This is a genomic window from Nonomuraea sp. NPDC050022 (assembly GCF_044460705.1).
Taxonomy (GTDB): Bacteria; Actinomycetota; Actinomycetes; order Streptosporangiales; family Streptosporangiaceae; genus Nonomuraea.
In genome coordinates this window covers 28,165-51,806 of record NZ_JBITKE010000005.1, presented here as the reverse complement: position 1 = coordinate 51,806, position 23,642 = coordinate 28,165, and the positions used below count along the sequence as shown (strand labels likewise).

Here is a 23,642-nt window from a genome sequence, read left to right as displayed (position 1 = left end):
ACTCGGCTCTTTCGGCATAGGCGTCGAGAACCCAGGATCGATCGATTCCTATCGCGGCAGGTCGATCTGATACCGGATGAAACCCCGGTTCACGGCCACCTTGTCGTAGAGGCGCCGCGCGGTGGCGTTCGACTCATGGGTGTTCCAGTAGACGCGATCACAACCACGATCCCGGGCCCAGCCGACCACGCTCTCGATCAACGTACGACCCACACCCAGCCCGCGCACATCCTCAGCCGTGAACAGGTCCTGCAAATAGCAGACGTCGGTATCCGGTGCCGAGGTGCTCGGATGGGTGAGGAAATGCGTGATCCCTATGAGCTTGCCGTCCAGTGTCGCGCCGAGGGCGTGTAGACGCGTGTCCGCCTGGAATTCCTCCCATGCCCTGTCGTACATCAGGTCCGGCTCGACACGCTGGTAGAAGTCGATGTAGGCGCGGAACAGGACCTCCCAAGCCGCTCTGTCAGAGGGGCGGAGCTTGCGGACGTCGATCACGTGACCTTCTTCATGAGAACTTCGGGCAAGACAGGGCCGAGGTCACAATCTATGAAACGAGTGGACTGCTGTGACACGCCCACTCTCCGGGGAAAGCAGAAGACCACTTTGGCGGCGCCCCTCCTCCTGAGGGAAGGGGCGGATCAGTTCAGGAGTCCTTCGGCGCGTGCCCATGCGAAGAAGCCGGCGCCATCGCAGGGAAGGAAGGCTTCGTGATCGCGGAGAAGATCGACCACCGCCACCACCTCCTGTTCCTCTACCACTCCCTCGCGAACTCCCGTACACAGGATCTCAAGCGTGCCGGTAACTTTGACGCCTCTGTCCAGGCCGTGCCGACGGCCGGCCCGGTCGTCGATCATCGCTGTGGCGTTGTGCAGCTCCGCGTATGCCAGCGTCGCCGCTTCGCCGATGTTGCGCGATCCGCGCCCGAGACGGCCGTGATATTCGGAGAACAGGCTGAGGTAGTCCAGCGTGGTCGCGTCCACCGTGGTCAGCCATGGCTGCATGGACACCTGGTAAAGCTGCGCGTGTTTTGATCCGCCGTTCAGCAGCTCTTCTTCCACTGCGCGCACTATCAAGCATGTGAGCCCGGCCAGCAGCTTTCCCAGAAGGGGCAGCTGGTTCGAGCGGGCGAAGTAGTTCAGGGGGGAGCTGTCGATGACCAGCTGCTCGTTGCTCAACGCAGCTCGCCTCGGAGCGCGTCCAGGGGAATCTCGTCGCGGGCCGGCAGATCATCGATTTCGATCTGACCACGCAGCATCTCGATGACCCGTTCGGCCGACAGCTTGTGGCTGCGATATGCGCGAATGGCCGCTGCGGATATCCCCGTCGCGACATAGGGCGGCTCAAGCTCCTCGGTGACGCGCAGATTGCACTCCAGATAATCCGCGCGCGTGGGTGAGCGCGAATCGAGGGCCCTGTAGTCGTCCTTCGAGATGAGCTCAAAGGTCTTGAGCTGCCGAAGCGCCGCCGTCCAGCTGACTCGATACTGCGCGCTGATGATGATGGCCGCCGGCCGTAGGCCGTGAGTTTCTCGGAGGGAGCGCCATTGCTGGGTGACGCCGTTGCGGGGGAACAGCAGGTTGACGGCGAAGCAGTCGATTGCCTTCTCGATGGCGCTGGTGTCTGTGCCCCAGTCGGCGGAGTAGGCGTCTCCGAAGAGATGGTGGCCGAGCTCGTGGGCGAGAGTGGAGCGCCTTCTTCCGGCTTCGAGATCGCCGTTGATCACCGCGACCCCGAGGCCGTCCACTTCGGCGTAGGCGCCATCGGCGGCGGCCTTGCCCAGGGAAAGTGAATAACAGAACAGGCCGACGCCTTCCACGAGGTCGGCGAGATCGGACAAGGGAGAGCCCGCGTCCGCTCCCAGTAGCCGCCTGGCCTCGGTCGCGACCGCCTCGACAACCCAATCCTCGCTACCTGGCCTGACCGCGCTCAACGCGCCCTTGGCCGGGTGCGGTCCGAGCGCTCTGGCGTCGACGAGAACCGACAGGTCGTAGGCGATGTCTTCGATCGCGTAATCGCTGTTCGGGTCGCAGCGTTGATCGGCGGTCGCCGCGCGACGACTGATGATCGCAGCCGGAGGAGTGGCGACGAACCAGTGCAAAGGGCGGTCGAGGACCTCGGCCAGCCGTACGAGCTCAAGGGAGTTGATGTGCCTGCGGCCGGTCTCGATCTTGGTTACGGCCGTACGCTCCAGGCCCAGTTGCCCGGCGAGCTCGTCTTGGCTGAGCCCGCGTGTCTTGCGGGCGTCCGCTACGCGCCTGCCGACTTCGCGCCACCCTTGCTCCTCCGTCATTGTGCCATTATCGCACACGGTTGGGTTGGCGCCTTGTATGTCGTCCGGGCGGGGTTACTTGCGCAGTTCGACAAGAAGGGACATCGGTGTCTCCTGGATGTTGAACGTCCGGAAGCGCGTGTGGGCGATGATGGCCGCGAACTGCTTCTTGTCGTACGCCCGCCTGGGAAGGACCGAGCGGAGTACGTAGCGGATGATGACGGCGTTGACCGGGCCGATGCCCATGCGGGCGACGTCCTCGTCGACCGCCTCCTTGGAGACGTCGCGGCGTAGGTCGTTGATGTAGGCGGAGCCGCCGGGACGTAGGACGCGGTGCATCTCGCGTAAGGCGCCGACCGGGTCGGAGAAGTTCTTGAAGGCGGCGCAGCAGGCGATGAAGTCGAAGCTCTCGTCGTCGAAGGGCATGGCTGAGGCGTTTCCGTGGCGGAATTCGACCTGGGCGCCTGCCTCGGCGGCCTTCTGGCGGGCGATCTGGACGAATGAGGAGCTGACGTCCAGGCCGGTGACCCGGTAGTGGCCGGTTCTGGCCAATCTGATCGAGAGGTAGCCGGGGCCGGGGGCCACCTCCAGGATGTCGCCGCTCGCCGGGGCGTGCTCCAGGACCAGTTGGGCCTGCTCCGCGAACCTCGACGGGTCCTTGCCGGTGTTTCTCGCATACCAGCGGGCGATCGAGCCTTCCATGCCGATGCCCTTGTAGCCCTTGTCGGTTCTGGTCATGACGTGTTGCTCCTCTCTGCCACGGTGGAGCGTTGTGATAGAAGTCACGATATATCGCATTAGCTCCAAGTCAAGATATGTCGTGAAATTGGCGCTGGGGCGCTGCGGCGTGTCATTGGGTGTGGTGACGTTTCCGCCGATAGCGTTGGCCGATCGCGTGGTAGAGAGGTCAACTCGGCACGATCTACCCCTGTGGTCTGGTGGAATCTAGTGTTGTGAGTGCTCAGACCTGGCGGTTGGTGCGGCGTGGGAGCGGGGGACCTGTTGCGGCCCCTGTGCTCGATGAGCACCAGCGTGCCGTGGTTCAGCACCGGAGCGGGCCGCTGCTCGTGCTCGCCGGTCCCGGCACCGGCAAGACCACGACGATCGTCGAGAGCGTGGTCGACCGGATCGAGCGGCGCGGGGTGGATCCCGAACGCGTCCTCATCCTGACATATAGCCGCAAAGCGGCCGGTGAGCTGCGTGAACGGGTCACCGGGCGGTTGCGCCGCACGACCAGGACGCCGTTGGCGCTCACGTTCCACAGCTACGCCTACGCGCTGCTGCGGCGGGAGGCGGTGCTGGCGGGTGAGACGCCGCCGCGGCTGCTCACCGGGCCCGAGCAACTGCTGGAGATCCGGCGGCTGCTGCACGGCGAGCTGGAGGACGGCGCGCGCGAGTGGCCGGTCGCGTTGCGCGAGCCGCTCAAGACGCGCGGGTTCGCGGAGGAGCTGCGCGACTTCCTGTCGCGCGCGGGCGAGCGCGGGCTCGGCGGCCCACGGCTGCAGGAGCTCGGCAGGCAGTACGGCAGGCCGGACTGGGTGGCGGTCGGCCGATTCCTTGAGCGGTACGAAGTGCGCTTCGACCTCGATCCCGAACCGTCGCTCGACTACGCCGAGCTGATCAGGGCGGCGGCGGGTGTGCTCGCCGACCCGGAGGTGCGCCGCAGGGAGCGGGCGGCGCACGACGTGGTCTTCGTGGACGAATACCAGGACACCGACCCGGCGCAGGAGTTCCTGCTGCGGCAGCTGGCCGGTGACGGGCGTGACCTGATCGCGGTGGGCGATCCGGACCAGTCGATCTACGGGTTCCGGGGGGCCGATGTGCGGGGGATCCTGGAGTTCCCGCAGCGGTTCCCGGCCCGTGACGGGCGGGACGCTCCGGTGGTGGCGCTGCGGATGTGCCGCCGGAGCGGGGCCGAGCTGCTGGCGGCGTCCAGGCGGGTGGCCGACCGGCTGCCCGCGGCGCCGATGCCGGATGCCATAGCCGCCGGACGCCCCCACGGGCATCGCGAGTTGCTGTCGCTGCCCGAGATGGAGGGCGGCGACGTACGCGTGCTGCTGGCCGACAGCACCAGCCAGGAGGCGGCCGTCGTCGCCGACACGCTGCGCCGGGCGCACCTGATCGACGGCGTGCCGTGGCATCGGATGGCGGTGCTCGTCCGGTCGGCGGCCCGTCAGGTGCCGTTGCTGCGGCGCGCGCTGGTCAGCGCGGGCGTGCCGACGATGGTGGCCGGTGACGAGGTGCCGATCGCGCAGGAGCCCGGAGTACGCCCGCTGCTGACGATGCTCAGGGTCGCCCTCGACGCGGGCGAGCTCGACGAGGGGGTGGCCGAGGAACTGCTGACCGGGCCCCTCGGCGGCACCGACATGATCGGCGTACGGCGGCTGCGACGGGCACTGAAGATCGCCGAAAACGAGGCGCTGGCCGCCACGTCCGACAACAACGAGGCGACGGATGCCGAATCCGAGAGCGAGCCCGCGAAAGAGGTCACGCAAGCGCGTACCTCTGGAGAGTTGCTGGTCGCGGCCATCAAGGACGCGCGCGAGCTGACCCGGATCGAGCCCCACGTGGCACTCCCCGCCGAACGCGTCGCCAAGCTGCTCGCCGCCGCCCGTCAGGCCGTGCGCGACCACGCCGGCGCCGAGGAGGTCCTGTGGGCCGTCTGGCACGAGAGCGGCCTGGCCGAGAGGTGGACTGAGCTCAGCCTGTCGGGCGGCGCCAGAGGGGCGCAGGCCGACCGGGATCTCGACGCCGTGGTCGCCCTGTTCGACCACGCCGCCAGGTTCGTGGACAGGATGCCCAAGGCGGGCCCCGAGGTGTTCCTGGACGATCTGGCCGCGCAGGAGATCCCGGGTGACACGCTGGCCGAGCGGGCGCCCGATGGTGACGCCGTCCGGGTGCTGACCGCCCACCGGTCCAAGGGACTGGAGTGGGACGTGGTGGTGGTCGCGGGTGCGCAGGAGGGCGTCTGGCCCGATCTGCGGCTGCGCGGCACGCTGCTGGGCGTGGAGGATCTCGTCGAGCTGGTCGAGGGCGGCAAGCCCAACGCGGCGTCGCTGGCCTCCAAGCTGCTGGCCGAGGAGCGGCGGCTGTTCTATGTGGCCGTCACCCGCGCCCGGCGCAGGCTGGTCGTCACGGCCGTCGGCGGGGAGGACACCGATGAGCGGCCGTCGAGGTTCCTCAGCGAGCTCATGCCGGGCGCCGTCGAGGCCGCCACGGTGGACGATCGGGCGCGGTGGCTGAACATGTCCGCGCTCGTGGCGGACCTCCGCAGCGCAGTAACCGATCCCACTAAATCGGGAAAAATTCGGCACAAGGCCGCCACCCAGCTCGCCCGCCTGGCCGCGGCCGGAGTCCAGGGCGCACACCCCAACGACTGGTACGCCCTCACCTCCATGACCGACGACCGCCCCCTGAGCTGGCCCGACGACATCGTCAGGATCTCGCCCTCGGCGGTCGAGAGCTTCACCAAGTGCGGCCTGAGATGGCTGCTGGAGACGGCCGTCGGCGCCGCCGGCACCAGCTCGGCCCAGGGCCTCGGCACCGTCATCCACGCCCTGGCCGTGCTCGCGGCCACCGACCTGCCCAGCGAGGACCTGCTCGGCAAGCGCCTGGACGAGATCTGGAACGAGCTGGACTTCGGCGGCGTCTGGTTCAACCGCAAGCAGCGCCAGGTGGCCGAGCAGATGATCACCAAGTTCTGGCGCTGGCACCAGGAGAACCCACGCGAGCTCGTCGCCCTCGAAGAGGCGTTCACCGCCACGGTCTCCGACGGCGTACAGATCAAGGGCCGCGTGGACCGCGTCGAGCGTGACTCGGAGAACCGCGCGGTGATCATCGACCTCAAGACCGGCAGCGCGAAGCCCAAGGCAGGCGAGCTCGACCGCCACCCCCAGCTGGGCGTCTACCAACTGGCCGCGCTCCTGGGCGCGTTCGCCCGGCACGGCATGACCGAGCCGGGTGGCGCCGCGCTGGTCCAGGTCGGCAAGGCGGCGGGCAAGAACGACGCGCTGGAGCAGACACAGGGCGCGCTGGCCGACGACAAGAACCCCGGCTGGGCCAAGGACCTGGTCGACACCGTGGCGATCGGCATGTCGGGCCCGTTCTTCCAGGCCAAGGTGAACGACGGCTGCCGCACCTGCGCGGCCAGGTCCAGCTGCCCCGTCAACGACAACGGGGGACAGGTGTGCTGAACCCGGTCGAGCTGGCCGAGAAGCTCGGCATCCTGCCCCCCACCTCCGAACAGTCCCGCGTCATCGAGGCCCCGCTCGAACCCATGGTCGTCATGGCCGGAGCGGGCTCGGGCAAGAGCGAGACCATGGCCGGGCGCGTGGTCTGGCTGGTGGCCAACGGCCTGGTCAAGCCCGAGAACGTGCTCGGCCTGACCTTCACCCGCAAGGCCGCCGCCGAGCTGGCCACCCGCGTCCGCGAACGGCTCAACGGCCTGGCCGAGGCCGGCCTGGTCGAGCCGGGGCTGCTCGACAACGAGCCGACCGTCTCCACCTACCACGCCTATGCCGCCCGCCTGGTCACCGACCACGCCCTGCGCGAGGCCCTCGAACCCACCATGCGCCTGGTCACGCCCGCAGTCTCGTGGCAGCTGGCGTCCAGGGTGGTGGCGATGTACGACGGGCCGATGGACAAGATCGAGCTCGGTCCGCCGTCCGTCACGGCCGCCGTCCTGGAGCTGGCCGGCGAGTTGTCCGAGCACCTGCGCACCGCCTCCGACGTGCGGCGGATCGGCGACTGGCTCGACGAGAGGTACGCCGCGCTGACCGGCCGGACGACCGTGGCCCAGCGCAAGCCGATCAACGTCCAGGCCGCGAGGAAGCAGCTCCTGCCCCTGGTCGAGCGGTACGAGCGGCTCAAGCGCGGCCGGGAGGTCATCGACTACGGCGACCAGATGTCGCTGGCCGCCAGGATCGCCGCCGGCCACCGGGAGGTGGGCGAGATCGAGCGGTCCCGCTTCTCCGTGGTGCTGCTCGACGAATACCAGGACACCAGCCACGCCCAGCTCGTACTGCTGCGATCCCTGTACGGCAACGGCCACCCGGTCACCGCGGTCGGCGATCCCTGCCAGTCCATCTACGGCTGGCGCGGCGCCTCGGCGGGCAACCTGCGGCGCTTCGCCCAGGACTTCAGGACGAGCACCGGCGACCTGGCCCCGGTACGCCAGCTCAGCGTCAGCTTCCGCAACGGCGACCGGGTCCTCGACGTCGCCGCCCGCGTACAGCTGCCGCTGCGCATGGAGGCCCGCGAGGTGCCGGTCCTCGTCCCCGGCGCCAACCGCGTCGACCGGGGGCGCGTCACCTGCGCCTTCCACGAGACCGCGGAGGACGAGGCGAAGTGGATCGCCGACGGCATCCACAAGATCCTCGGCCAGGAGTTCGCGCCCGACGGCCTGCCCTGGGGGGAGAAGGAACGCAAGAAGACGCTCGCCGTACAACCCCAGGACGTGGCGATCCTCGCCCGTAAGCGGTCTCAGTTCCCCGCGCTGCGCAGAGCGCTCGAAGAGCGCGACATCCCGGTCGAGGTGGTCGGTCTCGGCGGGCTGCTGACCGTGCCCGAGGTCAACGACATCGTCGCCACGCTCAGAGTCCTGTACGACCCGACCGCCGGTGACGCCCTGGCCCGGCTGCTGGCCGGACCGCGCTGGCGGGTCGGGCCCGCCGACATGCGGGTGCTGGGCGAGTACGCCAGGGAGCTGACCCGCGAGGCCCGTGAGACGCGCCATGAGCAGGACCCGCTGGACCAGGTGGTCGCCGACCTGGCGGAGGAGCGCGGCAGCCTGATCGACGCGCTCGACGAGCTGCCCGACAGGGAGGCGTGGCTGGAGGCGTTCTCGCCGCTGGCCAGGACCCGGCTCGTCGCGCTGGCGCAGGAGCTGCGGCAGCTCAGGGCGCACACCGCCCAGCCGCTCCCCGACCTGATCACGGAGGTGGAGCGGCGGCTGGGCCTCGACATCGAGGTGGCGGCCCGCGGCGGCACGGTCAGCGCCTTCGCCGCCAGGGCCGATCTCGACGCCTTCCAGGACGCGGCCGCCAGGTTCGCCGGTGACGCGGAGGATCCGACGCTCGGCGCGTTCCTGGCCTATCTGCAGGCGGCCGAGACCGAGGAGTTCGGGCTGGAGGCCGGACGGGTCGGCGAGAGCAACAGCGTCAAGCTGATGACCGTACACGCCTCCAAGGGCCTGGAGTGGCCGATCGTGGTCGTGCCCGGACTGTCGCAGCTGGTCAGTTCGAAGGGCACGATCGCGACCGGCAGCATGTTCCCCGCGACGCCGGTCATGAACAGCCGCTGGACCGACAACCCGCGCAAACTCCCCTACCCGCTCCGCGGCGACGTCGCCGACCTGCCGCGCCTGACGGGGCTCACCAAGGAGGAGCTGGCCGCGTTCGACGAGGGCTGCCGTGACCGTGACCTGATGGAGGAACGGCGGCTGGCGTACGTGGCCGTCACCCGGGCCCACTACCACCTGATCGCCTCCGGCTACCGCTGGGGGAGCGCCTCCAAGCCGCTGGAGCCGTCGGACTTCCTGCTGGAGATCCGCGACACCAGCGACCGGGTCGCGTTCTGGGCGCCGGAGCTCGCCGCCGGCACGACCAACCCGCTGCTGGCCGAGCCCGCCGAGGCCGTGTGGCCGGTCACGCCGGAGGGCCTGCGCTATGAGTCGGTGCTGGACGGGGCGCGGCTGGTCGAGGACGCGCTGACGGGCACGCTCGCCCCCGCCGAGGACGAGCCGCTACGCGCCTTCGAGGAGGAACGCGTCCGCGCCTGGGAACGCGACACCGACCTGCTGCTGCGCGAGCGCGAGCTGCACCGGCGGCGCGGCTCCACCACCGTCGAACTGCCCTCGAAGCTGACCGTGTCGTCGCTGGTCACGCTGGCGGAGGACGCCCGCGAACTGGCCCGCAGGATCCGCCGTCCCGTCCCGGTCAAGCCCGCGCCGCTGGCCCGCCGCGGCACGTCGTTCCACAAGTGGCTGGAATCGCGCTGGGACCAGCAGCGCCTGCTCGACGACTTCGACCTGGACCTGGTGGACGAGCCGGAAGAGGCCGACGTACGGCTGGCGGAGCTGCAGGAACGCTTCGAGGAGAGCGAATGGGCCGGGCGCCGGCCGCTCGACCTGGAGGTGCCGTTCGAGACCATGATCGCCGACCGGCTGGTGCGCGGCCGGATGGACGCCGTCTTCGAGCTGCCCGACGGCCGTTATGAGGTCGTCGACTGGAAGACCGGCGCGCCGCCACGGGGCAAGGCCGCCCGCGCCGCCTCGGTGCAGCTGGCCGCCTACCGGCTGGCCTGGTCACACCTGGCGGCGGTGCCGCTGGAGCGGGTGGGGGCGGCTTTCCACTATGTCCGGATGAACCAGACCGTCCGCCCGGTGAACCTGCTTGATGCCGACGGCCTGGTGGCGCTCATAGAGGCGGTTCCCGTCTCGTAGGGCCTGACATCTTCCGCTCCCCCGGAGGAGGCATCCCTCTAAAGAACCCCAGCCACCACGGACCGTCTTCTTCCGCCTCCCCCGGAGGGGGTCCCTTCCTAAGGACCCCAGACACGACGGACCGTTTCCTTCAGCTCCCCCGGAGGGGGTATCTCCAGAAGGACCCCCGCCACCACGGGCCGTCACAGGGACCGAGGCCGTCGTGTGACGGGCCTAGTCCCGCAAGTAGTGGAAGCCCGGCTTGGGGTGCATCAGGAAGTCGTGGTGGGAGATGTTCCACGCATAGGCCCCGGCCATCTCGAACACCACCGTGTCCCCCACCCGCAGCGAAGCCCCGATTTTTCGGGCGAAAACGTCTTTCGGGGTGCACAGCTGGCCGACCACCGTCACCGGCTCATCCGCCAGAGCAGGACCGGAGCCTGTAGGCAGCACCGTGAAGGGCTGGTCGTGCCCCTTGGTGACCGGCGTACGCAGATGGTGCGTGCCGCCCAGCACGATCGCGTACGCCTCCCCGCGTACCCGCTTCACGTCCACGACCTTGGTGACGTAGTAGCCGCAGTACGCGGTCAGCGCCCGCCCCGGCTCGATCCGCACCCGCTGCCCGGCCCGGCGCAGCGCCGCCAGTCCGGCGCCGTAGGCCGCCCAGTCGAACCGGGACTCCGGCGCGGCGTAGGAGACCGCCATGCCGCCGCCCAGGTTGACCTCGTCGTACTCGGTGTCCAGCAGCGTCTCGGCCAGCCGCAGGAGCCCCGGCGCGGCCAGGCCGCTGGCCAGGTGGGTGTGCAGGCCGCGCAGTCGTACGCGGTCGGTGAAGAGCGGCAGGCACTCGCGTACACCCGCCTCGTCCATGCCGAACGGCCCGCTCATCGTCAGCGCCGCGCCCTCGACCGGCAGGTCCGGGTTGAGCCGGAGCAGGACGTCGGCCTCGCGGCCGGTGGCGAGCAGGCGGCGCAGCTCGTTGGGCGACTCGACGTGCAGGCGATGGCAGGGCAGGCGCAGCTCGGCGTCGGTCTTGCCGGGGCCGCCGAGGGCCAGCGGCTTGCCGGTCGTGCCAGGCGTGCCGGGGAGGCCGGGTTCGCCGGGGAAGAGGGCCGACACGTGGGCGTGTTCGCCGCCGGACGACACCTCGAAGCCGTCCACGTGCTCGGCCAGCGTCTTGAGCAGCTCGGTGTCGGGATTGGCCTTGACGGCGTAGTACAGCTCGACGCCGGGCAGCGCCCGCCGTACCGCCGAGGCGTGGGCGTGCAGCGCGGGCAGGTCGTAGAGGTAGGCGGGCGCGTCGCGAAGCCGCAGGGCGGCTTCGCGGACTCTCGTCGTGATCATGCGAGCGGGTTCGCGATCGGGACGTATCCGGCGGTCCGGTCGGCGGCCCTGGACCAGCGGACCGTCAGGTTCGCCTTGGCCGGGAGCGGCGCGCCGGCCAGCAGATCGGACAGCGGGAGCGGCCAGCCGAGCGCCCCGGCGTGGCGGGCGAGCACGTCCCGGGCGGTCCGCCACAGCTCGCGCAGCAGCTCGTCGTCATCGCCCGCCAGCGTGGCGGCGATCTCGGTGAGATGGTTGACCAGCAGACAGTAGACGACGCGGGCCCAGCCGCGCTCGGCGTCGTAGCTCAGGGCCTCGGCCACCTTCGCGGGTACGCCGTCGAGCGAGTGACGGCCGCTGACCAGCTTGGTGCCCTCCAGGTCGCGGAAGACCGCCTCGACGGGCAGCCCTGAGGGGTCCAGGCCGACGAGGACGTTCTGCAGGTGCGGTTCGAGGATCACCCCATGCGTGAAGTACAGCTCCAGCACCGGCGGCGCCACCACCGAGACATAGGCCGTCCACCACGCGAGCGGATCGCCGGCCGGTACCTCGATCGCGAGGGCCCCGGACAGGACCGGAGTGACCCCGGGGGAGCACACGGACCACGGGCTGGCCCGGACGATCACGCCGAGCCCTTCGAGCAGGCGGGTGCCGAGCGCGGCGGAGCGGTAGCCCGGCTCGGGCAGCCACCGGGTGCCCGGATGCGCGGCCGAGACCGCCTCGAACACCGGCGTCAGGCGGGAGGTCAGCTCAACTGCTCCGGCCAGCTCGTACCAGGCGTTCTTGCGTACGCAGTTGGTGATGCGGACGTCGAGACTGAACTTCAGGCACGACTCCGCCGCGGGCGCGTAGACGGTCCGCACCGACGAGGTTGGCACGGCCACCGGGCCGGGACCCAGGTCGATCAGCTCGGCGCCGTACGCGGGGCGCAGCAGGTCCAGCTGCCACGGGTGAGCGGGCAGCAGCCGGTAGCCGGACGGCGCCTCGCCCAGCAGGTCGAGGGCGGAGGCGTCGCCTTCCTCGGCGAGCACGTCCGCGCGGACGCCGAGCAGCCGTACGGGGAACTCGGCGTGCGCCTCGGGCGCGTACCGCAGCCAGTCGGCGCCGCTTCGCGACTTGGGGCTCGGGTGGAACCGGTGCCCGTAGACCAGCGCCTGCTCGGAGGCCAGCCACGGATCGGCGGGCGCCACGGCCTCGGCCCTGGCCGCCAGGATCGCGGCGACGGCGTCGCGGCTCGCTGCCACCTGCCCGGCGAACTCACCGTTGGCGGCCGACCCATTGGAGGCCAGCCCGTTGGGTGCCGGGCCATCGAAGTCCGGGCTGGTGAAGTCCTCGAAGTCCGGCGCCGCCTGCCCGGTCAGGTCGGCCTCGGCCAGCCGTACCAGCTCGTCGATCGTAAGAGGCCGCCAGGCGCCACGGTCCAGGCGCTCAGGTCGGCCGTCGAAGCGCAACGCCGCTCCGCCGTACGTACGGACTCGCAGCAGCGTGTCTCCGACTCTCAGCAGCAGGTACGGCGGCGCGGCCCAGACCAGGCCGCGCGGCCCGGCCACCTCCCGCACACAGCACCGCAGCAGGGCGCCCAGCGTCGCCTCCTCCGCCAGCGAGGCCGGTGATGAGGCCGGTGCGGTCGGTGCGGTCGGCGGAACCGCCGAGACCTGGTTGGCCGGCGAGTCGAGGACCAGACCGTGCATTCAAGCTCTCCTCAGATAGTTGGGCCCGCTGGTGCCGTAGAACTTGTTGATGTCCCGCGCCCCGGAGCGTTCCTTGGCCACGAGAGTCCCCGCGGTGATCATCGACTTGCCGGTGAGCCTGGCCGCGTCGAGCGTCCTGGCGCGCAGCAGCCGGGCCATGGGGTCGTCGCCGTACTCGTCGAGCGCCTCGGTCAGCGTGTGGCGCAGCAGGGCGGCGGCCCGGCCGGGCGGCAGGGCCCCGAACACGACGGCCGCCGCCGCCAGGTGCAGCGTGATGGTCACGAACACGTCGGCCAGAGCGTGCGGGTCGTCCGTGAGCATCCGTTCGTCGGCGAACGCGGGCACCTCGACACCCGCCGCGGCGAGCCTCGAAGGGGACGCCAGCAGCCCGTCGTTGTCCTTGACCAGCAGCTTCATCCGCCCGTCCTGGAATACCAGCGACAGGTTCTGCTGATGGGCCTCCAGCGCGACGCCGTAGCGTACGAACAGCCGTACGTTCCACCGCAGCAGGAGGCGCAGATAGCCGGGCAGCACGTCGCCCACCTGCTGGAGCACGCCAGGAGCGTTGAGCGCGGCGACGGGCACCATCCGCCCTTCCGGCAGCCTGCGCACCATCCAGGCGAGATACTCGTGCCCGGCGTGCGCGTAGGTCTGTTCGTCGGCGACCAGCACGTCAGGGTCGGCCAGGCGCCGCAGCAGCAGCTCGGCCATGGCGCCGTCGTGCAGGGTGCCGGGCTTGATCGACCGCCGGTTGCGCGCTCCGAGGGTGCTGGTGGGCAGGGGTAGCTTGAGGTGGGTGCGATCGTCGAGCTCCACGGTCCGCATCGACAGCGTGGGCCGCACGGTCAGCCACGGCTCGCCGAGCAGCCGCACCCCGTCGATCTGCCGTACCTCATCGACGGTGAGCGGATGAACGGGAAACAGCACTTCGTCGGCCCGCACCTCGTGGATCGCGAGCGGACGTGCCTCGTGGGTCGTGTGCGGACGTGCCTCGTGGTTCGCGTACGGATGCGCCGGAAACGGCGTCGGCACGATGGTGGAGCCCGGCGTCAGCAGGTGGCGCGGCACGGCCGCCCAGCGCAGCTCGAACGACGGCGCGAACTCGGGCGCGTACGCGGGCAGCGCGGCGGCGGGCACGCCCAGCCGCGCCCGGGATGTCGGATAGACCGGATGGTCGACGAACGCCGCCAGCGACTCGTAGGACGGCCGCCGGGCGAGCACCTCGGCCCTGTGTACGTCGTGTAGCTCCAGCGCCGCCAGCGCCTGCGCGCACTCCTCGGCGAACGCCGCCACGCCCGGCGCGTCGGCCGGATCGGCCACCTCGGCCAGCGTGCCGAGCACCTCCGCCAGCCCCAGCCGCTCGTCGGGACCGACCACGAAGTCCTGGAACAGCAGCCCGGGCACCAGCCGTACCCGGCGCCCGCCGGCCAGCTCCAGCTCCACGCCGTCACGGCTCCTGGCCACCCGCGCCGACAGCCCGCCGTAGTCCTCGCGCAGCAGCGCGTCCAGCACCCGCCTGGCCAAATACGCCTCCCGCGTACTCAGCTCACGATCCTCGGCCTCGCCCGAGCTCATCCCACGATCCACGGCTTGGCCGCCCGGAAGCCCTCGATGGCCGCGTCCACCCGCGCCCGGTCCGGACCGACGGCCCGGAGGACGCCGAGATAGTCGCGGTTCGTATGGGTCTGTTCGACGACATCACCCACGGTTCGAAGCGGCCGGTGCCACAGTCGTACGCCTTGGGAGACCAGCTCCTCCGCCCCCGGCGCCGCCGTGATCGTCCCCGACCGGTCGGCGACCAGGCTGACCGCGCTGCCGTACCTGGACGTATCCGGCACGGCAGGCACGGCCTCACCCAGGTGCACCCGCAGGATCCACTCGAACACCGGCACCCCGAGCACATCGGCCAGCAAAAAGTCGCAATGGTCGCCGATCACCCGATAGTTCACCTCGACGATGCGCGGCCCGGCCGGGGTGACGATGTATTCGGTGTGGCAGGCGCCGAACCCCACCCCGAGCGCCGCCAACGCCCCCAGAACGTGCTCACGCGCTCCATCGGGCGGCGTCCAGTCCAGCCGCTCCTCGATGAAGTGCGGCAACGGCCCGAGCGTCGTACGGAATCCGCCGAGCACCCGTACCCCGTCGGCGTCCCCGAGGGTCTCCAGGGTGCGCAGCGGCCCCTCCAGGTATTCCTCCACGACCAGCGCCTCGCCGGGCCGCCGCTTCCTGACCTTCGCCACCGCTCCGGCCAGGTCCCGCTCGACCAGCAGCACGTCCTCGCTCGCGACTCCCTCGCGCGGCTTGACGACCAGCGGGTACGGCAGGTCGTCGGGCACGGGGTCGCCGGGCGCCAACCGTACGGACGAGACCCGCTCGACCCCCGCCTCGGCGAGCCGGCGGCGCATCAGGAACTTGTTCTTGGCCGCCAGGCAGGCCCGCCAGTCCTTGCCGGGCAGCCCGAAATAGGCCGCCGCCAGCGCGGTCTCCGCCTGCAGGTGGTCGGAGTTTGAGAAGATCGCGTCCGGCCGGCCGAGCTGCTCGATCGCGTCGATCACCGCGCGCGGATCCCGTACGTCGCACGCGACGGCACCGGGATGCCGCTCCGGCTGGTCGGTGAGAATCGTCACACGACAGCCCAGAGCTTCGGCGGCGGGCAGGAACCCATCGGTCACCGAATCGGTGGGTTTGAGCGCGGTCAGGTAGAGCCGCAACGCGAGATACCCCCGGAGAATCAGGTAAGCCTAACCTAACTCGCTGATCCTAGCCGCTGGGAGATCATCCCGGATGCAAGACCCCACATTCGGTGGCGGTCATAGGATGACATGGGATTTGGGAAGGGTGGGGCCCGTGCAGACGAGGGTGGAAGAGCAACTCATCGGACCGCTGCTCCTCGCGCGCGGCACCATCGACAGGTCGTCCGCGCTGCGGGCGAACGCCGGTTGGCTGGAGCGTGCCTGGGCGGATCCGGCGACCAAGGTGCTGGTGATCGACGACGGCCGGACGCTGGTCAAGCGCGCCGGCGATGAGGTGCACGCGGTCCTCTACGCGCCATCGGAGGCGCCGGCGGGCGAGCGCTACCTGCTGGGAGTCGAGGACGGGACCGCCTACTTCGCGGTCGCCGCGCCGCTGCCCGGCTCGCGGGCCGGCGACGTCAACGGCCGCGTCACGATGCCGATGAGCCTGCGCGACACGGCCGAGGGCGAGCTGGTCGTCGCGGGCCTGCGCCAGGTGGGCGGCCTGCTGGGCGACCGCGACGCGGGGATGCTGGTCTACGCGGTGGCGCTGGAGGCCTGGCACTCGACACACGAGTTCTGCCCGCGCTGCGGCAGCCGTACGGACGTGCAGGCGGGCGGCCACATCCGGGTCTGCCCGCGTGACTCCAGCCAGCACTTCCCGCGCGTGGACCCGGCGGTGATCATGCTCGTCCGCGACGAGGACGACCGCTGCCTGCTGGCCCGCGGCCCGCAGTGGCCGGAGGGGCGGCTGTCGATCCTGGCCGGGTTCGTGGAGCCGGGGGAGTCGCTGGAGCACGCTGTGATCCGCGAGGTGGCCGAGGAGGTGGGCGTCACCGTCGTCGACCCCCGCTATCTCGGCAGCCAGCCGTGGCCGTTCCCGCGCAGCCTGATGCTCGGCTTCTTCGCCCACGCCACCACGACGACCCTCACCCCCGACGCGGAGGAGATCGCCGAGGCCCGCTGGTTCTCCCGCGAGGAGCTGGTGGAGGCCCTGCAGTCGGGCGAGATCCGCCTCCCGCCACCGGTCTCGATCGCCCGCCGCCTCATCGAGACCTGGTACGGGGGACCGCTTTCAGGGGACTGGTAGATCACTTAGCGCGGTGCTTCAGCTCAAGGTCGACATCAAGCTCCTGGAGCGCAAGCTCGACAGCCACCTGAACTAAAAGGCCTGGGCGCACCAACCGCCCAGGCCCTCGTGGCCGTGCTAGGCCACTCTTCTCGGGCTCCAGCTTCTCCGCTGGGGCCCGAGCCCGTTAAAACCTCAGGCCGCCTCGAGAAGCGCCTTCACCTCGCGGGCCGACGGGTTGGTGCGGACCACCCGCCCCGCGGGCGTCTCGATCACCACGGTGGGCACCACTTGGTTGCCGTTGTTGACGCTCATCACGAACTCGGCGGCATCGGGGTTCCGCTCGATGTCGATCTCGTCGAAGCTGATCCCCTCACGGGTGAGCTGCGACTTGAGTCGCTTGCAGGGACCGCACCAGGTGGTGCTGTAGACCGTGAGCGCCATGTGGACATCCCTTCGAGGCGTAAAGCAGACCGGTCGGTGCAACAACCCGGGCCCCTCAGGTAATCCCTAGCCGATGCGATCGGCGATCCACTCCTGCACCCGCTCGGCCACACCCATCTCGCGGTAGAGAGGCGCGCTGTGCGCGACGCCGGGCGAGGTGAAGATCGTCACAGGCACGCCGACCTGACCGAGCATCTCCTTGAGCAGCTGGCTCTGCGCCGGCGGCACGAACTCGTCCGTGGAGTGCACGGTCAGCACCGGCGCGTCGTTGTGGCTGGCGTGCCAGGCCACCTCCATGCTGGCCCAGACGCGCGAGCACTTGCCCCTGGGCAGGCAGCCACCGGCCAGCTTGATCGCCGAGGCGCGTAGCTTGCGCTTGTACGGGTCCGTGGAGGTCGCGCCGTCGGCGTACGCGCGCAGCGGCGAGATGATCGGCGAGAGCCCGACCACGCCCTTGAGCCCCCGCTGCCCGTCGCCGTACGTGCCGACCGCCGCGGCGATGTGCCCGCCCGCCGAGAAGCCCACCACGACGTAGTTGTTCGGGTCGAACGACCAGCGCTCGGCGTGCTTGCGCGCCAGGGCGATCGAGGCCATAGCGTCGATCCGCTGCGCGGGCCACGACGCCTCGCCGGAGAGTCGGTAGTTGATGTTGAAGACCGTGTAGCCGAGATCAGCGTAACTACGGGCGATCTCGGTCATCTGTTTCTTGTCGCCGCTGGACCACCAGCCGCCGTGGATCAGGAAGACGCCGGGTCGCTTGGTGCCGTCCGAGGTCCACCACACGTCCATGTCCTGGCGGCGCCGCGAGCCGTACGAGACGGTCTCGGTGGATAAACCGCTGAGCCCGTACGGGTCGGGGGTCGTGGTCGACACGGGGCTCGGTGTCGGGTCCTTCGTCGCCTGCGCCGACATCGGTGTCAACGTGACGGCAGCGAGCGCGAGAACGCTCACGAGCACCGCAGTTCGCACGGCCTGCCCTTTCCCCCATGCAGTTGGTCGGGCCCCATTGTGGGGGAAGAGACCAGTTCTTTGCATCTTGCCACGATTCGGACGACGGGCGGCATGTTGCCAGAATGGAGCCCTTCACCGCCACTGGCTGGGAGGATTGACAGGTGACCAATGTGGACGATGTCCTGTCCGGCCTCGATCCGGAGCAGCGCGAGGTGGCCGAGGCCGTACGCGGTCCCGTGTGCGTTCTCGCAGGTGCGGGCACGGGTAAGACCAGGGCGATCACCCACAGGATCGCTCACGCCGTACGCAGCGGGGTCGTCGACGCACCCAGTGTGCTGGCGGTGACGTTCACCACACGGGCGGCGGGGGAGCTCCGGCAGCGGTTGCGGGCGCTGGGGGCGCCGGGGGTGCAGGCGCGGACGTTCCATGCCGCGGCGCTGCGGCAGCTCACCTACTTCTGGCCGCGGGTCATCGGCGGCGAAGCGCCCTCAGTGATCGAATCCAAGCTGCCAATCCTGATCGAAGCCTGCCGCCAGATCCGGAAAAATCCGGACCGGTCCGAGCTGCGGGACATCGCGGCGGAGGTCGAGTGGGCCAAGGTCACCCAGGTCGGCCCCGAAGACTACGCCGCTGCCGCCGCCAAGTCCTCCAGGACGCCTCCGGTGCCCGCCGAGGAGGTGGCCCGGCTCTATGAGGCGTACGAGCGGATCAGGCGCGAGCGGCACCTGGTCGACTTCGAGACGATCCTGGAGCTGACCGCCGCGGTGATGACCGAGCACCAGGAGGTCGCCACGCAGATCCGCCAGCAATACCGCTACTTCGTCGTCGACGAGTACCAAGACGTCAACCCGCTGCAGAAGCTCCTGCTCGACACCTGGCTCGGCGGTCGCGACGACCTGTGCGTGGTCGGCGACCCCAACCAGACCATCTACTCCTTCACCGGCGCTTCGCCGCGCTACCTCACGGGCTTCGCCGTCGAGCACCCGAAGGCCGCCGTCGTCAAGCTGGTGCGCGACTACCGTTCCACCCCCCAGGTGGTGAACCTGGCCAATCTGGTCATCGCCAAGGGCCGCTCCCCGCACCGCCTCGAACTCGTCGCCCAGCGGCCTGACGGCCCCCGGCCGGTCTTCGCCGACTACGACGACGAGCCCGCCGAGGCCGCCGGAGTCGCCAGGGCGATCAGGAAGCTGCTCGACCAGGGAGTGCAGTCCCGCGAGATCGCCGTGCTGTTCCGCGTCAACTCCCAGTCGGCGGCTTACGAGGAGGCCCTGGCCAAGGCCGAGATCCCCTACGTCCTGCGCGGCGCCGAGCGCTTCTTCGAACGCCCCGAAGTACGGCACGCCGTCGTACTGATGCGCGGCGCCGCCAGATCCGCCTCCGAGGAGCCGCTGGCCACGGAGGTCCACCACATCCTGGCGGGCGTCGGCCTGACGCCCACGGCGCCGGGCGGCGGCAAGGCGCGCGAGAAATGGGAGTCCCTCAAAGCGCTGGCCGACCTCGCCGAGGACATGGCCGCCGAGGGCGCCGACCTGGCCGGATACGTCGCGGAGCTGGAGCGGCGCGCCTCCGAGCAGCACGCCCCGCCCGTGGAGGGCGTCACCCTGGCCTCCCTGCACGCCGCCAAGGGACTGGAGTGGGACGCGGTCTTCCTGGTCGGCGTCACGGACGGGATGCTGCCCATCGTCTACGCGGAGACGCCGGAGCAGATCGAGGAGGAGCGGCGCCTGCTCTACGTGGGGGTGACGCGGGCGCGCGAGCACCTGTCGATCTCCTGGGCCCTGGCACGCGCGCCCGGCGGCCGCAAGGGCCGCCGCCCGTCCCGCTTCCTCGACGGCCTCACCGGCCGCCCCGCGCGCGCGGCCGGCGCTGGCATCGGCTCCGGCGGCGGCATTGGTTCTGGTTCGGTTACCCGTGAGCGGCGGTCGGTCGCCGTTACGGTCAGCTGCCGGGTGTGCGCCAAGACACTGGTGGCGGCCACGGAGCAGAAGCTGGGGCGGTGCGTCACCTGTCCGGCCGATTACGACGAGGAGCTGCTGGAGCGGCTCAAGGCGTGGCGCGCCGCCACCGCCAAGGAGGCCAAGCTGCCGCCGTACGTGGTGTTCACCGACGTGACACTGCAGGCCATCGCTGAGCGCGCGCCGGTCACCGAGCAGGATCTGCTGTCCATTACGGGCATCGGCCGCGTCAAACTCGACCGCTACGGGGATGCCGTGCTCGCGCTGTGCCGCGCGTGAGCTTTTTTATACGGCTTTTTTGTACGGCAGGCACGGGAGGGCGCCAACCGCCGTACGTGGCTGGGGGCCCTCCAGGGATACGGTTACCAGCTTCCCCGGCGGGCCGCCGTTACGTCGCGTCCCTTGGCCGTGTCCGTGGTCCGCTGCCGGGCCGCTTCATCCGTTCAGCCCTTCGCGTGGCGTACCGACCCCCGCCTGTTCTCTGGGGGAGATCCGCGGTAAAGGGGTGCCGGGTTGGTGGGAGGTGTGAGGGCACGCCAGACTTAGGGGCTAATGGTGGTTGGTAGGGGGATTCGTGAACGAGGCGTTGAAGGAATTGCTCGACCTGCTCGACCTGGAGCAGATCGAGCTCGACATCTTCCGTGGCCGTAGCCCGGAGGAGCGTATTCAGCGCGTCTTCGGTGGTCAGGTGGCCGCGCAGGCGCTCGTCGCCGCCGGCCGTACCGTGCCTTCCGACCGGAACGTGCACTCGCTGCACGCCTACTTCATCCGCCCCGGCGACCCGTCCATCCCGATCGTCTACAACGTCGAGCGGGTGCGTGACGGGCGGTCCTTCACCACGCGCAGGGTCCAGGCGATCCAGCATGGCAAGGCCATTTTCACCATGTCCGCGTCGTTCCACATCTTCGAGGAGGGCGTCGAGCATCAGGCGTCCGTGATGCCGGCCGTACCCGATCCTGCGACGCTTGCGACCTTTCAGGAGCGGATGGCGGAGATCGTCGGCGACAACTCCGAATACAAGGAGTGGCTGTCTCGGCCGCGGCCGGTCGACGCGCGTTATGCCTCGCCCTTGACGTGGGAGGCACACCGCAACCCCGAGTTGCGCAGCGCCGAGACCAACGTGTGGTTCCGCTACGACGCGGATCTCCCTGACGATCCGCTGCTGCACGTGGTGCTGGCCGCCTACGCGTCCGACTTCACGCTGGTCGACACGATCTTGCTGGCGCATGGCATGGCGTGGGGCGCGTCCGATGTCATGGGGGCCTCGCTGGACCACGCGATGTGGTTCCACCGGCCGTTCAGGGCGGACGACTGGTTGCTCTACGCACATGAGTCCCCCTGGTCCGGGGGAGCGAGGGGGCTTGCGCGGGGTGAGATGTTCACTGCGTCCGGTGACCTCGTCGTCTCCGTCGTACAGGAGGCCATGATCCGCGTGACAAAGTCACAAAATCGCAGGTAGAAAATATGTTGCCGGTTCTTCGGTTCCCGGTTTAGGGTCATGGTCAAGCGAGTCGGACAGGTCCTGTCCGACGATCTCATGAGTGGAGGTGAGTCCCAGTGATCAGCATCAACATGTCGGCCACGCCGTGGCTCGCCTTCGCATGTCGTGACCTGGTGAGGCTCGCCGATGGGCCGGCCAAGCCGCGACAGGACAAGTCTGCCCGTCGCCAGGAGCCCGCCGTGTTCGCGCATGCCCGCTACGCCGCGGCCGCGCCGAGCGCTCTCGTGTACATGGCAGCAGCTAGTGAATTGCCGACCCAGCAGATCACCAAGGGTGGACTGCGTGGTCCGCATCCCTGGAGGGATGTGCCGGTCATAACCTGACCGGCAACAAGCCTCCAGGCCGCGGATCCGCAGACGGATCCGCGGCCTCTTTGTTTGTCCGCGAACCCCCACCACCCACGAGGTGCCCGACCAAGATCAAAAAGATCGATCAGAAGGAGAACGTGATGGGGGCGATGACGATCATGGACCTGATCGACGAAGCCAAGATCCCCTGTCGTACCGACCCTGACCTGTGGTTCGCCGAGTCGCCGGAGGACGTGGAGTTCGCGAAGGCGCTCTGCGGCGGCTGCCCGATCCAGAAGGCCTGCCTGGCCCGCGCGCTCGAGCGCGAGGAGCCGTGGGGCGTCTGGGGCGGCGAACTGATCCTCCGGGGAGCCGTCGTTCCCCGCAAGCGGCCCCGCGGTCGTCCGCGGAAGCACCCGGTCGCTGCCTGACCAACAATCCGCCGTCCCCTTCGAGCAGAAAGCAGACAGACAGATGAATCCGTTCTCCACGAGGAGCCTCAAGGTGCCGTATCTCTACCATGAACTGGTAAACGACCGAATACAAACCCTCCACCGCGAAGCCGAGGAGCAGCGTCTCGCCGCCCGCATCCGTCGTGTGCAGCGCGCACGCCGCGATGTCGAGCGGGCGAACGAGCGCCTCAGCCGGGCTCTTGGCCAGGAGGTCTGACACGGGAGATCCTGCCGCCGGCGCAGGATCTCCCGTTGCGGGCTCTTAGTTGATCCAGCGGTTTTTCCACGCGGTTGATCTAGCCAGCCAATTGTTGCGTTGATCCACGCGGAGTGAGTGAGCGGCCGGGCGCATCCAGCGCCCGGCCGCTGTTCGCGTTCAGGGGCCGACGCATCCGCAACCACTGATCGGGGTCGCTACGGTCGTCGGGTCGCCCGCAGCAATTCGGCCTCGCGGTCCGATGTCGCGAACAGCGTGCCCAATAAGTGCTCGAATGAGCGTTGTCCAGCGTCGCTCGCCCGCGTGATGGCACCTCGTGACGTCGGCCGATCGCGGCAATGCGTCCGCGACTGATGACCACCGTTTGGTCAGGCCGGGGCCGCGCTCCGGTCGCATCGATCACCGTCACCCGGGTGAGCGCGATCGCATCATCGGGACCTTCGAGCCGGCGGCGGCGAGTTTGGGTGCGCCCGCAGAGGCGCCAACCGTTGATCCAGCGAGCAACACGCTCCGGCGAGACATTCCATGGGACATGGGAACCAACTGGACGAGAGGAGTCGGCAATGCCTCCGACTCTTCCCGTCATGGCCCCGATCGTCGTCCACGCTGACCCCCACGTTGAAGGTAAGGTCATCCTCACCTTCAACGGGCGGGCTATTCCGGAAAATTCAAGCGGGCATTCGCCGTCCGGCGGGAAGTAGCGCCGCTTCCTCCTGGGCCGACCAGAGACGGGCCGACATCCAGGCGATTCCCGCCGCGGCCACTGCCAGGCCGATCAGATAGACCGGGAGCGGGACCATGCCCCGCAGCGCCCCGGGGATCATGCCGGCCGCATAGAGCACGACCGCGAGGGCCGGCAGCGTGCCTGCTCGTAGGGCCGCCGCGCTGAAGGTCAGGACTCCCGCCAACAGTACGACCGAAGTGGCGAGGAATGCCTGGCCGGTGCCTCCGACCAGCAGTTCATTCACCTTGGTTCCGCCCAGAAGGGGGAAGACGTAGTGCAAGGTGTACTCGATCGCGTAGGCGCCGGCCAGTCCCGCGGCGTTGAGCAGGTAGCCGATCAGGCCGAGGGTGCCGGCTGTATTGCGAATGAGCAGGTAGAGGCCGGTGATCGAGAGTAAGCCGGTTAACGCGCCGAATGGGGCGATGGCGTGGGTGAGCGTTGTTTCCGGAATCAGACCCGCACGGCGGAGGACGTTGACCAGCAGCAGCACGGCACAGGCGAACCCGGCCGTCGCAGTGGCCCGGTAGAGAGCCGATGAACGCATGTCGGAGTCCCTTTCTCCGTAGGCGATAACGCTCGTTATCATGCGCGTTATAGCCCCTTAGAG

Annotated in this window: 19 protein-coding genes; 8 read left to right on the top strand and 11 right to left on the bottom strand. The window is 69.6% G+C overall.

Annotated elements, in window-relative coordinates:
• Positions 1–48 precede the first annotated feature (48 nt).
• The 4 genes from ACIBO2_RS21680 to ACIBO2_RS21665 all read right to left on the bottom strand — a co-directional run bounded on the left by ACIBO2_RS21680 (position 49) and on the right by ACIBO2_RS21665 (position 3,007).
• Entirely contained in the window at positions 49–495 is a 447-nt protein-coding gene (locus ACIBO2_RS21680; RefSeq protein WP_397298643.1) for a GNAT family N-acetyltransferase, read from the bottom strand.
• A 143-nt stretch (positions 496–638) separates the two neighbouring features.
• The gene (locus tag ACIBO2_RS21675; RefSeq protein ID WP_397298641.1) at positions 639–1,175 is read right to left on the bottom strand and encodes a hypothetical protein; all 537 of its coding nucleotides are present in this window, start codon (positions 1,173–1,175) and stop codon (positions 639–641) included.
• Positions 1,172–2,290 carry a helix-turn-helix domain-containing protein gene (locus ACIBO2_RS21670; RefSeq protein ID WP_397298639.1) on the bottom strand — a complete coding sequence of 373 codons (1,119 nt, stop codon included), beginning with the start codon at positions 2,288–2,290 and terminating at the stop codon, positions 1,172–1,174. The genes ACIBO2_RS21675 and ACIBO2_RS21670 overlap by 4 nt, the downstream gene beginning before the upstream one ends.
• Before the next feature lie 54 nt (positions 2,291–2,344).
• Positions 2,345–3,007: a class I SAM-dependent methyltransferase gene (locus ACIBO2_RS21665; RefSeq protein ID WP_397298637.1), complete on the bottom strand. Its 663-nt coding sequence runs from the start codon at positions 3,005–3,007 to the stop codon at positions 2,345–2,347.
• Between the two features lie 275 nt (positions 3,008–3,282).
• On the opposite strand from ACIBO2_RS21665, the gene ACIBO2_RS21660 reads away from it, so the two are divergent.
• Together ACIBO2_RS21660 and ACIBO2_RS21655 are read left to right on the top strand one after the other, a co-directional pair.
• Positions 3,283–6,462 (top strand): ATP-dependent helicase, encoded by a 3,180-nt coding sequence (locus ACIBO2_RS21660; RefSeq protein ID WP_397298635.1) that lies wholly within the window; start codon positions 3,283–3,285, stop codon positions 6,460–6,462.
• Positions 6,456–9,710, top strand: coding sequence for an ATP-dependent DNA helicase (locus tag ACIBO2_RS21655; RefSeq protein ID WP_358551547.1), 3,255 nt, complete (start codon positions 6,456–6,458; stop codon positions 9,708–9,710). Before ACIBO2_RS21660 ends, ACIBO2_RS21655 begins: the two co-directional genes overlap by 7 nt.
• A 213-nt stretch (positions 9,711–9,923) precedes the next feature.
• On the opposite strand, the gene ACIBO2_RS21650 is transcribed toward ACIBO2_RS21655, so the two are convergent.
• The 4 genes from ACIBO2_RS21650 to ACIBO2_RS21635 are packed head-to-tail and all read right to left on the bottom strand — an operon-like array spanning position 9,924 to position 15,414.
• Entirely contained in the window at positions 9,924–11,033 is a 1,110-nt protein-coding gene (locus tag ACIBO2_RS21650; RefSeq protein ID WP_397298633.1) for a type III PLP-dependent enzyme, read from the bottom strand.
• On the bottom strand, positions 11,030–12,703 hold the full coding sequence (locus ACIBO2_RS21645; protein ID WP_397298631.1) for an IucA/IucC family protein: 1,674 nt from the start codon (positions 12,701–12,703) through the stop codon (positions 11,030–11,032). The genes ACIBO2_RS21650 and ACIBO2_RS21645 overlap by 4 nt, the downstream gene beginning before the upstream one ends.
• A complete protein-coding gene (locus ACIBO2_RS21640) occupies positions 12,704–14,278 on the bottom strand; it encodes an IucA/IucC family protein (RefSeq protein WP_358551541.1) in 1,575 nt (524 codons plus the stop codon).
• Positions 14,275–15,414 carry a siderophore biosynthesis protein gene (locus ACIBO2_RS21635; RefSeq protein WP_358551539.1) on the bottom strand — a complete coding sequence of 380 codons (1,140 nt, stop codon included), beginning with the start codon at positions 15,412–15,414 and terminating at the stop codon, positions 14,275–14,277. The genes ACIBO2_RS21640 and ACIBO2_RS21635 overlap by 4 nt, the downstream gene beginning before the upstream one ends.
• A gap of 136 nt (positions 15,415–15,550) precedes the next feature.
• Here ACIBO2_RS21635 and nudC point away from each other — a divergent pair, with 136 nt between their 5' ends.
• Complete coding sequence (gene nudC, locus ACIBO2_RS21630) at positions 15,551–16,525, top strand: NAD(+) diphosphatase (protein ID WP_358551535.1); 975 nt, start codon at positions 15,551–15,553, stop codon at positions 16,523–16,525.
• Between the two features lie 174 nt (positions 16,526–16,699).
• On the opposite strand, the gene ACIBO2_RS21625 is transcribed toward nudC, so the two are convergent.
• Together ACIBO2_RS21625 and ACIBO2_RS21620 are read right to left on the bottom strand one after the other, a co-directional pair.
• Complete coding sequence (locus tag ACIBO2_RS21625) at positions 16,700–16,948, bottom strand: glutaredoxin domain-containing protein (protein ID WP_357944454.1); 249 nt, start codon at positions 16,946–16,948, stop codon at positions 16,700–16,702.
• Between the two features lie 66 nt (positions 16,949–17,014).
• Positions 17,015–17,917 (bottom strand): alpha/beta hydrolase, encoded by a 903-nt coding sequence (locus ACIBO2_RS21620; protein WP_358551533.1) that lies wholly within the window; start codon positions 17,915–17,917, stop codon positions 17,015–17,017.
• A gap of 152 nt (positions 17,918–18,069) precedes the next feature.
• On the opposite strand from ACIBO2_RS21620, the gene ACIBO2_RS21615 reads away from it, so the two are divergent.
• The 5 genes from ACIBO2_RS21615 (at position 18,070) to ACIBO2_RS21595 (ending at position 22,311) form a co-directional block, all read left to right on the top strand.
• Positions 18,070–20,133 carry an ATP-dependent DNA helicase UvrD2 gene (locus ACIBO2_RS21615; RefSeq protein ID WP_358551733.1) on the top strand — a complete coding sequence of 688 codons (2,064 nt, stop codon included), beginning with the start codon at positions 18,070–18,072 and terminating at the stop codon, positions 20,131–20,133.
• A 295-nt stretch (positions 20,134–20,428) separates the two neighbouring features.
• A complete protein-coding gene (tesB, locus tag ACIBO2_RS21610) occupies positions 20,429–21,313 on the top strand; it encodes an acyl-CoA thioesterase II (RefSeq protein ID WP_358551531.1) in 885 nt (294 codons plus the stop codon).
• Positions 21,314–21,411: 98 nt separating this feature from the next.
• Complete coding sequence (locus ACIBO2_RS21605) at positions 21,412–21,678, top strand: hypothetical protein (RefSeq protein ID WP_358551529.1); 267 nt, start codon at positions 21,412–21,414, stop codon at positions 21,676–21,678.
• Positions 21,679–21,803: 125 nt separating this feature from the next.
• A complete protein-coding gene (locus ACIBO2_RS21600) occupies positions 21,804–22,073 on the top strand; it encodes a WhiB family transcriptional regulator (protein ID WP_358551527.1) in 270 nt (89 codons plus the stop codon).
• A gap of 43 nt (positions 22,074–22,116) precedes the next feature.
• Positions 22,117–22,311, top strand: a complete 195-nt coding sequence (locus ACIBO2_RS21595; protein ID WP_225300576.1) for a hypothetical protein — start codon at positions 22,117–22,119, stop codon at positions 22,309–22,311.
• A gap of 668 nt (positions 22,312–22,979) precedes the next feature.
• Here the strand turns inward: ACIBO2_RS21595 and ACIBO2_RS21590 are convergent.
• The gene (locus ACIBO2_RS21590) at positions 22,980–23,579 is read right to left on the bottom strand and encodes a hypothetical protein (RefSeq protein WP_358551525.1); all 600 of its coding nucleotides are present in this window, start codon (positions 23,577–23,579) and stop codon (positions 22,980–22,982) included.
• Positions 23,580–23,642 lie beyond the last annotated feature (63 nt).

Bases quoted from the DNA above. Each gene is read 5' to 3' on its own strand.
- ACIBO2_RS21645 (WP_397298631.1), bottom strand. From the start codon at position 12,703: ATGCACGGTCTGGTCCTCGACTCGCCGGCCAACCAGGTCTCGGCGGTT.
- ACIBO2_RS21640 (WP_358551541.1), bottom strand. From the start codon at position 14,278: ATGAGCTCGGGCGAGGCCGAGGATCGTGAGCTGAGTACGCGGGAGGCG.
- ACIBO2_RS21595 (WP_225300576.1), top strand. From the start codon at position 22,117: ATGAATCCGTTCTCCACGAGGAGCCTCAAGGTGCCGTATCTCTACCAT.
- ACIBO2_RS21650 (WP_397298633.1), bottom strand. From the start codon at position 11,033: ATGATCACGACGAGAGTCCGCGAAGCCGCCCTGCGGCTTCGCGACGCG.
- ACIBO2_RS21600 (WP_358551527.1), top strand. From the start codon at position 21,804: ATGGGGGCGATGACGATCATGGACCTGATCGACGAAGCCAAGATCCCC.
- ACIBO2_RS21625 (WP_357944454.1), bottom strand. From the start codon at position 16,948: ATGGCGCTCACGGTCTACAGCACCACCTGGTGCGGTCCCTGCAAGCGA.
- ACIBO2_RS21590 (WP_358551525.1), bottom strand. From the start codon at position 23,579: ATGCGTTCATCGGCTCTCTACCGGGCCACTGCGACGGCCGGGTTCGCC.
- ACIBO2_RS21670 (WP_397298639.1), bottom strand. From the start codon at position 2,290: ATGACGGAGGAGCAAGGGTGGCGCGAAGTCGGCAGGCGCGTAGCGGAC.
- ACIBO2_RS21665 (WP_397298637.1), bottom strand. From the start codon at position 3,007: ATGACCAGAACCGACAAGGGCTACAAGGGCATCGGCATGGAAGGCTCG.